Below are 10587 nucleotides of genomic sequence, written 5' to 3' on the forward strand. Positions count from 1 at the left end.
TTTTGAAAAACATGAAAACTGACGACTTTTTTGGAAGGTATGAATAATTCAGGCTTTAAATCATTAACTAAAGCCGATTCCATATTAAAAATATTCAAATCCGTTTGTTGCAAGTATGACTGCAGTTTTTCAAATGTATAGTTATATCCTTGCGTAGCCAGGGGATCCCACCGATTTCTTTTCTGCCGGCGCGCCGTGTAAAATTCTCCCGGGTAAACATCCCCGATGATTGCGATGGTTGGTTCCTTAGCCCTCACCGCAAGTTGGGGTGTTGCATAGTCCGAGTCGCCATTTTGTAAAACCGTGGTCTTTTGATGCACCAGCTGCGACAAGACGACCTCCCGATCATAACTACTCGTCGCTCCCAAAACCACATACAGATAACGCCGATCAAACGCAATCGCGGAGTCACCATTTTGGCCCCAAAAATAGCCTCCCAGTAATTGTCCCTTTTTTACTAACATCGTTGAGGCATAGAAATATTTTTCATGCTGGACAACGTCCGTCTGATGTAGCAAATCCAAATCCTCTGACGGTAAGTTACTCAACAAAATTCCTAGGGTGATTAAGTCTTGCCCACTGTAAGTTTGTTTAACCGTTTGGCGAACCCGTCCCGTTTGGTTGGCGAGGGCTCCCTTTAAGCTTTCGTAGCCAGGTAACGAGCGGTACCAACTGCTCATCTTCCTAGCGGTCTGTTCTCGAACCATTTGACAAATGGCTAGCGCGACGATGGGTTCCGAAGTGGCTAACATTAAATTGAGTAATTGTCGCGCATTGACCTTTTCATTAACTGAAAATAGGGAAGTTCGCTTGTCGTGTTTCAATAATTCATCCGTTACAATCAGCGTTGTCGTCGGTAAAATTTTTTGATCGCTCATTAGCCTCAAAAAAATTAGGAGTGTGGCAACGTTGCCTAATCCAGCATCCATGACCGTCTGTTCATCACCGATACTCTGACAAATTCTATGCTGCTCTAAATCATACTTTTGCGCTAAAGACACGACCGCTTCACCTACTTTCCTAATAAATCATGTTGAATGGCATAATTATAGATTTTAAAATTAACCTTCTCATCTTCCCTCAATAACGGCTGTAATTGTTGCCAATATCGATTGAGTTGAGTCGTTTCTAACGCCAGTTCAATAACTCGCCGTCTTCGGACATGCCGATTTAAACTCTGCAATCGTTGAATTTCTTCATCGAAATAATTCTCTAATAAAGTTAGCGACTTACTGCAGGTATAAAATTCTTGCTTTTTTTGTGGTAAATATCGATCCAACACTGCATCTACTTGTTGACTTAATTCACGTGATATTTGAAGGCCATTACTCTGACGATAAAAATAACGACTTAAAATGTAGCAACTAACTTTGACGTTGATTGTGTGGTGTAACCGATGCATCTTAGCATTAAAATCATTTATCCTTTCAACTTCTAATCGCGTTGGTGTTGGCAATTTTCCCCGTCTGAGCAATCTTGTTAAAGTTAAAATGCTATATTGATTTCCCGCCTTGGCACTGCTTAATAAATAAACGGCCGTATTTTCCGGTTCTACATCAGCTTCCAACCAGAAGTCCAACAATAATTTGGAAACATTATCGGCTTGCAAACATTGAGACCATAATGCTGATTGCTTGTCTTTAGAGATTCCCGGAAATACAGGCTGCATGGACTTTTGTTGCTTCTGTTCAGCAGAAATTATCACAGCTTGGTGTGATCGTAACCACTTATTTTTTGAGAAATCAGGATTATGACTATAGCGAACCAGCTCTTCGATTTCTGTGCTATTCGCCCGTTCAAGACTTGCGAACATAAACGGCTGTAAGAACTGTCTCACGTGCTGGCTAACTAAATCTAATCGACTAACTGGCTGGCGTAAGAAATATTCAATAACCGCACTAGACTCAATAACGACCCCCAATGCATCATGCTTTAATCTTCCGTCATGACTACTATGAAAAAAGTCACTAAATTCAATCTGATCATTAAATTGTTCACTTCGTTCATTCATTCCAACAATTTGGAAATGCGTTGCCAAAATGGCGAAATATACGGCGTATACGCGCTGGAAAAATACCGGAAAGTCTTTACCACCAGATATGGTGTACTGTTTTAGATCCTCTAATAACGGTCGAAAATTAATTAGTTGAAAGTAGTCTTTAATTATCGGGTAATCCCGTAAAAACGGATAAATAAAGAATTGTGTATTGGCCACTAAATCTCGGGTAAGGTACAGCTCAGAAACATCGAAATTGATCAGTTTACGAATATCTGCGTGTTCACCTAAAAATGCATAATCCGTAAATTGCATAATTCTACCGGTTCGACCCTTTAAGACTATTATCTGGCGCTTAAATTCTACTGGTAGGTCAGTGTAGCCGTATTGTTGACAACTCTCATGAACATCGGGAAGTGAGTGATGACTCTGCCAATACTTAACCAGCTGTTTTGTACTCGGTAATGCCCGATCCGTTCGTGTTTTTAAAATGATAGCATCTGTAGGCGTTACATTTAATGCTGCTTGTAATTGAGTTGCCTGTCGCCAATAATTAATTGAATTTGTCTGAACATTTTGAATCCGTTGGTCTATTGGTTGCGAATAAACAATGGACACCTGATTTTCCCTCAGTAACTCTTCTAGAGCTTTAAATGGCTTTAATTCATCCGTCCACGTAGACAAGACAATACCTTGAACAATCTGATTATCCCGCCATTGTAACAACTGATCCATCATTAATCTAAATTCAATTTCATCTCGAATAGTGCCACAAACAATGGCCCATACCTCTTTTCCCACCATCAACATGCTCCTTAGTTTTGACCTATTCCTCAGGAACCTCATCTCGAAAGACCGCCAACTCCTCGGGCGTTCCTAAGACGTGCACGGCGTCGGTCGGAATCGTCTTGACCGTGATGGTCCCACGATGTTCTTGAATGAAGTAACGGTAAAACGGGGCCACGTAGGTCTCCCCGTAATCCCGGCGGACGTCCGCGGCGTGGTGGTGATACACCCCCGCAAAATCCACGAACCGGTCGAAATAGTAAAACCCGACCGACGCCAAATCCGAGATTCGTTGTTTCTCAACCACGTCGACCACGTGGTCCTGGTCATCGAGTTTAACGAACGACCAATGCTCGCCGGGCGCCTTGAACGTGGTCAAATGACCGTCACATGCTGCCAAATCCGCGCGTAAGATGTGGCCCGGTTCCACGTAGGTGTCGATGTTATAGATGGCCACCCCTTCGTGGGGATTTAAGACCGGCATGGCCGCCATCACGGTAGCCGCCTGTCCCGACGTCACGGCATCGATTGGGACGATTTCGTAGTTCTCAATTTCTGCCGCGGCAATCAACCGTTTCAATTGATCGCGGTCGTAGGCGCCTTGCCGGACCACGAACACAAACTTTTCATTTTTAAAATCGCGTAACGAGTTCATGGCCCACTCAAAGAGCGTGCGTCCCCGCACCACGATCTCGTGCTTGGGTTGGGTGTAGCCCACCTGCCGAAACCGCGACCCGCGGCCCGCCATTGTAATCACAACTTGCATGGTTATCCCTCCGTTATCTTCGCCATAAACGGCGCAAACTTGGTGACACCGACCGCCAACATGGCCTTTTGCCGTTGTGGCTTATCCTGATGCAACGGAATCATACTCAAGAAAAGCAGTGATTCGATCAATTGCACCTGACGGTAGGTCGCCGCGTCGCCTAAGTGCTCGCGTAACCGCTGCTCGAACAACTCGCCGACCTGCCGTTCATTTCCCGTCACGTCGAGTTCGTAATCGATATGCCCCGCCGTATCCGCACTGACCTTGAACATGTCGGAAATGATGCAATCGTACTTCCCCGAGAAACTGTGCATCATCTTGGCGTAATCGTACTTGGCGTCCCCGTAAATGTCGAAGCGCCCGAATTTCCCTCGGGGATCGATCAGCCGCATCACGTGTTGGGCGTTGTCGTACAACACGTTACTCATGCAAAAGTCCCCGTGGATCACGCTAAAGTGGTCGCCCGTCAGGACCCCGGATTGAGCCAACACGGCTGGTAGCGCTGTCAAAATTTCCGTGATGCTGGGGTAAATTTGCCCGTTGATCACTAGGGGCTGCTCGGCGATTTGGGCAAAGAATTCTTGTTCGTTGACTAGCCGGTTCAAACGATCGACCGTTTTATTCAGGTACATTTCCGCGACGGTCTCCTGATATTCGTCCGGGGCCACTTGTACCTGGTACTGTCCCATTTCGGACCGCAAGAAGAACAATTCATCGACGATTTCGCGCCAGAATCCCAGTTCCAGGTTCCCGTAGAGAAACAAATTATGCAGACTTTCATAGGAGAAATATTCCATCTCCACGAACGGTGCGTTGTAGTTTAGCGAATAATCAAAGATTCGGGGCGCTAAGTACGCCAAATTTTTGGGTAACTTCAGGTACCACTGGATCTCTCCCAAGAACTTATCAACGTCGGTACTTTCTTTCCGTAAGATTCCCCGTTGCGAGTCGATGGTGGTGTGGTTAAAGAAACGCGCTTCCACGGCTTGTTTGGCTTCCACGTACTTATCACTATGCCCGAAGTCTAACCAGTGCTGCGCGGTCAGGGGCGTTAGCGGATAGACCTGGTTATACCGACACAGGTTGGTGTAAAAGTCCTGGTCGGCTTGCCAATGAGCGCTTAACCAGTCCCCCGCTTGGAGGGTGAAAACACCGACCGCGGCCTGCAAATCAGAGGTGGGTTGGGTCGGCACCACCTTATCGTTAAAAGTCAGTTGTTGCTGGTCATCGACCGCCACGGTGGTCCACCGGCCAGCATCTCCCACGGGATGGGTCCAAATCACGTCGGGCTGGGTAATATCGTCGACGGTGACCACGGTGTCCCCAAAGACCAGCGTTATCGTTCCCAGGGGTCCCTGATCCTGCAGCTGCGTCAAGACTTGGGCTACCGATTCGCTCAACGTCAACCCGTCGGCGACCACTAAGGGCTGAATCGCCAGTTCCCGGTATTGCACGTAGTCGGTAATCGTGGTATCGGTCGCGTTGACCGCGATGAACAGCCGGTCGTAGGCGTCGAGGTATTGGGCCACGGTACGATCGAGGATGCGTTCCCCGTCGGTCACAGGAATCATCGCCGGGTAGATGGCCCCGAAGTTTTGCTGCATGTCTTCGGCAACTTTGGCGGCCGAGAGCATTACTAAGGTTTTCAATGCACGTCACGCTCCTTATCTACCAGGGCTTCGAGTTCTGCCGGGGTGTGGTTGAGAAATTCACTGGGGCGAAACGCCCGGTCATCGATGTAGTAGCCGCCCCGGCCAGCCCAGGGCTTGCCAAACATGATTTCGTCGTACGGCACATCGTAGCGGTCCAACCATTTGGCCGTGACGGGGGCCGTGTACTTGTTGATCTGGCCCAAGTTACCGTTGTAGGTCCGCATCTGGCGCGAGGTGAATAAGACGATCCGAAACCCAGCCGTTTGGTAGGTTCGTAATTGCTCAATGACGCTGGGTTTCGGGGCCACGTCAAGGTAACTTTGTTCGGGTGTCTTGAGGTCACATAAGGTGCCGTCAATGTCGACAATTAAACTGGTCGTTTGATCCATAATGGCATTCCCCCCATTGGTCTGCGTGGCTCACTTAGTCGAGTGCGGTCGCGATTGGTTGCGCCGTACGAGCCGTTTGCTGGTCGAAATAATCTAGCAGTTCCTGCCACTTCGCAAACACGGCATCTTCGGAATAGCGCTGCGCGTTGGCATAAGCGGCTTGCCGGTACTCATCAAGCTGTTTCGGGTCGGCAAGCAATTGCCGCATGGCTGTCGCCAGTTGATCGACCTGTCCGTCTTGGGTCAGTACCCCGCTGACGCCGTCTTGAATGATGTCGCTAGGCCCATATTTGACGTCGTTGGCAATCATCGGTACCCCGTGGGCCTGAGCTTCTAGTAGGGTCAAGGAGAAGCCTTCCGCCCGACTCGGCAGGACACCCAAGACGGCCCGGTTATAAACGGCATTAATGTCGTCGGTGTAGCCCTTGAACAAGACGCTGTCTTCAAGGTGTAAGTCCGCGACCTGTTGATGCAACGCCTTAGCCGCGTCCCCGTTAGCGTACCCCCACAGTTCGAGCTTCGCCGCCGGAAAATCTTGGTGGATCCGGGCAAAGGCTTCGATCGAATGGTTCTGCTGCTTTTCGGGTGCCAACCGGGCCACGTGCACGATCAGGTCCTTTTGACGTTGAGCTTCCGTGACCTGCGGCGCCGCTAACGTCTGGTCACTGACGTAGCCCACCGGAATCGTGAAGGCCGGGATGTTGGTTCCAAACCGTGCCGCCACATCGCGTGATTGTTCCGGCGTGGCCGAGATCACCGCGTCCCATTGCCGCCAGTTATCCAACGCATTTTGGTAGTTGTTGTTCAACGGCGAGTGCAACATGTCGTTGGCGTCACTCACGTGATTGTTATGCAGGTGCAAGACCCGGTAGACCGGCGTGTGCATGTGGAACAGGCCCCAGTCACACTCCACGGTCCGGTCACAAATCATCACGTTAGTTTCCCCGTTGGCGTTAAGCTCGTCATAGAAGAACCGCGTCAATTCGTTCATCCCCCGGAAGGTCCAACTGCCCTGCTTGTAGTTCAGGACCCGCCAGCTGATGCTTTCCTGACCGGCACGGTTCAAGAGGTGGCTCTTCTCCACGTGGACCTGCCCGTCGGGACCGAAGTACTGTTCGAGGGCAATTTTACCGTCCCAGTCGAAGTTTTGTTCTAGGCATTTAAAGCCTCGGACGTCCCACCAGGTCATCTTTAAGGTGCGGCCGTTGACGTCGAAATATTGGATGTTACTGATTTCGTCCGACTGTGCGTCGCGTAAGTAGATGATCATCAGGAGTTTGCCTTGCACGAAGACCTGACACTGCTTATCTTTGCGCGTTTGCGTACTGTTCAGGGGCAACGCCAAGGACTGTAAGGTCACCTTGCGGGTGGGCACCTCGGCACTCCCGCAGAAGAATTCAAACAAGTTCACGAAGTTTTGCCGGTCGATTTGGGCCTGGGCCAACACGTCGGTCAGGTTCATGGCAAACATCCGGGTGACGATTTTGGCGGGGACGCCGTGCTTTTGGAACAACCGCAACCGCATGATTTCGGCGTGTTCGATCCCCGACTTAGAAAATTGTAGATTATCGTTTAAGAAATAGTACATCGCAGTTCCTCCTTTACGCCAGCACGCGTTGCCAGCGGTTCCAAACTTTCCGGTGCGTCCAGGTCGTGTGGGCCTCTTGATAGGCGGCCACACTCAACTTCGTCAGTTTTTCCGAATCCTGGAACAGCCCCGCAATCTTCTCGGCCATCGCTAACGGGTTACCCGGAGCAATCAGGTAACCGTTTTGATCGGAAGTCACCAGTTCCTTGACCCCGTAGTTGAACGGATAACTGACCACCGGAATCCCGTGAGCCAGGGCCTCCAGCATCGCCAGCGGTTCGGCGTCAGCTAGTGACATGTTGGCCATCACCTGATACTGGTCATACTTTTGGGCGAGTTGGGGGTCGTAGTCTTTAAAGGTCACTTGGCCGGTCAATTGCAACTCGGCAACCAGGTCCGTCATCTGTTGCACGTATTCTGGCTGGCCGTACCCGTACAGGTCAAACGTGGCGTCAGGGACCCGGTCTTTAACCAACGCGAACATCCGTAACAGTTGATCGATCTGCTTGTCCGGTGCGATCCGCCCGACGTAAAGTAAGCTGTGGGGCTGCCGGAGCGGCTGGGCGACCGGTTGGGCCTCGGCCCCCGTTTTGGCCAGCGGCGTCGTGGTCACCGGTGGAATCGCCGTGACCTTGATACCCGGAAACCGCGCCGTGAGGTGTTCGGCCTGTTTGGCACTAGCCGTCACGAAGCCATCAAATTGTTGGTAGTGGTCAAAGGCGGGCTGTAAGAACCCGTCTAGTTCCGCGTGTAACGGGTCATCCGGATTGCGGACGTGGTTAATGGGTAGATAGAGAATCTTCCGCGCCGCATTGGTTAAGCCTAGCAACGGTTTGACCGCCGTCCCCGGACGATCCCCGATAAAGGTGGTCTGGCCTTGATCCTGCCGGGCTAACTCCTCCAAGAAGAAGGCAAACAAATCGTCGGCGTTCTGGAAGAACCGGTCGCCCTTGCCCTGATAGTCCTTCAAGATGATCCGTGACGTGAGCGGATTGCCTGCCGTATCGGGCACCAGGTACTCGTCCATCACGATGCGACCCTGCGGCGTGTAGTAACGTTGCATCATCAATTTTCCATTTTGGCCGAAGTACTGGGTCGCCGATTTAAAGCCCCGCCAATCCCATAAATCCGTTTCGATAGCGTTCCCCTGGACATCGAGAAATTCCTGGTAGAAGACCCGGCCAATGGTTCCCGGAATGAATCCCACGTGACTGGTCAACACGTCGCCGTCAGTCACCTTGCTGACGTTGGCGCCCACCGTGATTTCGGATTCTACGGGCAGATGCAGGTCGGTCGTGTGAATGACCCGGGGCGTCACCGTCGTGGCTTCCTGGAAGAAGTCATACATGTTGACCACCGCCGAATCGGTCAACTCGAAATCGGTGAGCGTGCGGTGCAGGAGCCGGTCATAGATTTTGGTCACGATTTGGGCCGGTTGGTGGTAATGATTGAAGAGTTTCACCCGGTTCATGGCCGTATGTTCCACACTCGAATTTTTTTGTAAGATGTATTCGTTAATAAAATAGTACACAGCACTCACTCCATTTCTCGTTTAGTTTTCCCACGGGTATTTCCCGTTCTTGTCACGCTTGGTGTGCTTCATCATATAGGCGGTCCGTTCGTCCATGCGCTTACGGGTCTTTTTTTTGTTCCGGGCTCGCATCACTAAGACCAGCACGCCCAGGATCACGAACAGCAGCATCCGAATGAAGAATTGGATGCGTTTATAGGCAATGGCGGCGGCTAAAATCGTCATCTAATCCCCCCTTGATTGGCGTAGTCGTAGTAGTTGATCAACCCGGATAAAAAGTGTTCGCAGTCGTCGATTCTGGTCCGGAAGTTATCGTGGCGGGCAAAGAACCCCCCGATAAATTTTTCGGGATAGTAGAAGTACATCGCCAACTCCGGTTGGAAGCTACCGGTCAACAGTTCGTAACCGGCCCGGTAGCGCCAAGCCTGCCGTAACCGACCGAGGTCGTACGATTCCAACAAATCCTCATTACCGGTACGCTTAATCACGTCGGTCATCTTGACCGCCGCGTTCAGCAATTCAAGTAACGTCGGGTACGCCGTGTCCCGCTGCTCGATGAAGGTCAGGTGGTCGTAAACGTTTTGCAGGCCCATCTGCATGTAGTCCCGGTTAGCCGGAAAGATCTGTAAGGCTTCATTAATGGCGTAGGACAACCAGTGATCGTGATACTTGCCGTAGTTGTGGGCCACCATGAAATCAAGCGTTTGTTGGATCAAGTGGGCCACGGCCTCGTCTTGGGTGATTTGGTACAACCGGGCTAACGCAAAGGTAATCTCGCCTTCATAGTAAATGATGCGGAAGGCTTCCTTGACGGTCAGGTCGGGATTCAAGACGTGATTGAAGCGCCCCGACGGTTGTAAGAACCGGGTCACGCCGTGGTAGGCTTCCAAAAGAACGGGAAGAAATTCCTCATCGTGGGCAACCTCCTGGTACTTACAGAGTGCGAGGATCAGCATGGCTTGCGCGCCCAGCTTTAATTCCGGCGTCTTATTCTTACGTTGTTCGACTACGAAGCGGGCCCCGTCCGTGGTCGTGGTCAACTGGTCGATGCCCCACTGAATCGCCTGCTTGACTGCCGGCAAGTCCGCCGTTTGCCCCGTAAACGCGATGGCTTCCAACAGGGCGTAAACGGACGAAAAGTGCCGCACGGTGTTATAGCTGCTAAGAATGCGCTGCTGGGCGGGATAGTAGCCATAAATGAACTTACCATCGGCTTTGATCTGGCGCTGAAGGAACCGTTCTCCCGCATCAATGGTAGTTCGCAGCGTTCCGTTGAGATCGGTGAGCTGGCGAATTCCCCGACTCGGCGCCGCTTGGTCTAATTCGCAAATTCGGTCCCCATCAAAGAATATTCCCGCCGTTAAAAAGGTCCAGACATAGGGCACCTGCGTCAACTCCGGCGCCGTTTGCCCGTTCCGCCGAGTCAGATACCGTTGAACGGCCGTGAAGTCGATCCAACTAGCCGACGCATTTTTTCCAATCTTATGCTGTGGGTCGGGCTTAAAGAAGGCGTGGCCGTTAATTTCCATTTCCAGGAGCGCCGTGTGGAAGTCAGCATCAAAACTGACCCCCTGCCGCCAATAATTCATGCGCGGCATCGCTTTCAATTTCTCCTGTAACTGCGCTAACGTGATTCGTTGAATCGACTGGACAACGTCAATTCGTACCCAACTCGTCAACGGGGTGGCCGCCAATGCGTCAGCAATCTGGGCCCAGGCCTGATTAAAGCTGGACCCCTGAACGAATTGCACGGTTGCCCGGTGACGTTTATCAGAAACAGATAAGGCTAACCGTACCGTTCCCGTTGCCACGTCCTGAACGTCTCCGAGATTTACCACGTGCGTTTTCAATTCTTTGATTGCTGACTTTTTCATTGGAT

At 50.9% G+C, this 10587-nt stretch carries 9 protein-coding genes; all 9 read right to left on the reverse strand.

Annotated features, from left to right (window positions below):
* Positions 1 to 1001 (reverse strand): hypothetical protein (locus tag FD38_RS00280; RefSeq protein WP_202813204.1); only part of this gene is annotated, 1001 nt, incomplete at its 3' end.
* A gap of 11 nt (positions 1002 to 1012) precedes the next feature.
* Positions 1013 to 2797 carry a hypothetical protein gene (locus FD38_RS00285; protein WP_147007852.1) on the reverse strand — a complete coding sequence of 595 codons (1785 nt, stop codon included), beginning with the start codon at positions 2795 to 2797 and terminating at the stop codon, positions 1013 to 1015.
* Positions 2798 to 2822: 25 nt separating this feature from the next.
* Entirely contained in the window at positions 2823 to 3548 is a 726-nt protein-coding gene (locus FD38_RS00290) for an NTP transferase domain-containing protein (protein ID WP_057730113.1), read from the reverse strand.
* Between the two features lie 2 nt (positions 3549 to 3550).
* Positions 3551 to 5197: a phosphotransferase gene (locus tag FD38_RS00295; protein ID WP_057730115.1), complete on the reverse strand. Its 1647-nt coding sequence runs from the start codon at positions 5195 to 5197 to the stop codon at positions 3551 to 3553.
* Positions 5194 to 5589, reverse strand: a complete 396-nt coding sequence (locus FD38_RS00300) for an HAD family hydrolase (RefSeq protein ID WP_057730116.1) — start codon at positions 5587 to 5589, stop codon at positions 5194 to 5196. Before FD38_RS00300 ends, FD38_RS00295 begins: the two co-directional genes overlap by 4 nt.
* 34 nt (positions 5590 to 5623) lie before the next feature.
* Positions 5624 to 7177, reverse strand: coding sequence for a glycosyltransferase family 4 protein (locus FD38_RS00305; RefSeq protein WP_057730117.1), 1554 nt, complete (start codon positions 7175 to 7177; stop codon positions 5624 to 5626).
* A 13-nt stretch (positions 7178 to 7190) separates the two neighbouring features.
* Positions 7191 to 8708 carry an accessory Sec system glycosyltransferase Asp1 gene (gene asp1 / locus FD38_RS00310; protein WP_057730119.1) on the reverse strand — a complete coding sequence of 506 codons (1518 nt, stop codon included), beginning with the start codon at positions 8706 to 8708 and terminating at the stop codon, positions 7191 to 7193.
* A gap of 21 nt (positions 8709 to 8729) precedes the next feature.
* Positions 8730 to 8933: a hypothetical protein gene (locus FD38_RS00315; protein WP_057730121.1), complete on the reverse strand. Its 204-nt coding sequence runs from the start codon at positions 8931 to 8933 to the stop codon at positions 8730 to 8732.
* Positions 8930 to 10582 carry a hypothetical protein gene (locus FD38_RS00320; RefSeq protein ID WP_057730123.1) on the reverse strand — a complete coding sequence of 551 codons (1653 nt, stop codon included), beginning with the start codon at positions 10580 to 10582 and terminating at the stop codon, positions 8930 to 8932. The genes FD38_RS00315 and FD38_RS00320 overlap by 4 nt, the downstream gene beginning before the upstream one ends.
* Between the last annotated feature and the right edge of the window lie 5 nt (positions 10583 to 10587).

The sequence above is a fragment of the Levilactobacillus zymae DSM 19395 genome, from assembly GCF_001434115.1.
GTDB classification, from domain to species: domain Bacteria; phylum Bacillota; class Bacilli; order Lactobacillales; family Lactobacillaceae; genus Levilactobacillus; species Levilactobacillus zymae.

Coding starts and splice junctions, on each gene's coding strand:
- FD38_RS00290 (WP_057730113.1), bottom strand. CDS start 3,548: ATGCAAGTTGTGATTACAATGGCGGGCCGCGGGTCGCGGTTTCGGCAG.
- FD38_RS00300 (WP_057730116.1), bottom strand. CDS start 5,589: ATGGATCAAACGACCAGTTTAATTGTCGACATTGACGGCACCTTATGT.
- FD38_RS00305 (WP_057730117.1), bottom strand. CDS start 7,177: ATGTACTATTTCTTAAACGATAATCTACAATTTTCTAAGTCGGGGATC.
- FD38_RS00315 (WP_057730121.1), bottom strand. CDS start 8,933: ATGACGATTTTAGCCGCCGCCATTGCCTATAAACGCATCCAATTCTTC.
- FD38_RS00320 (WP_057730123.1), bottom strand. CDS start 10,582: ATGAAAAAGTCAGCAATCAAAGAATTGAAAACGCACGTGGTAAATCTC.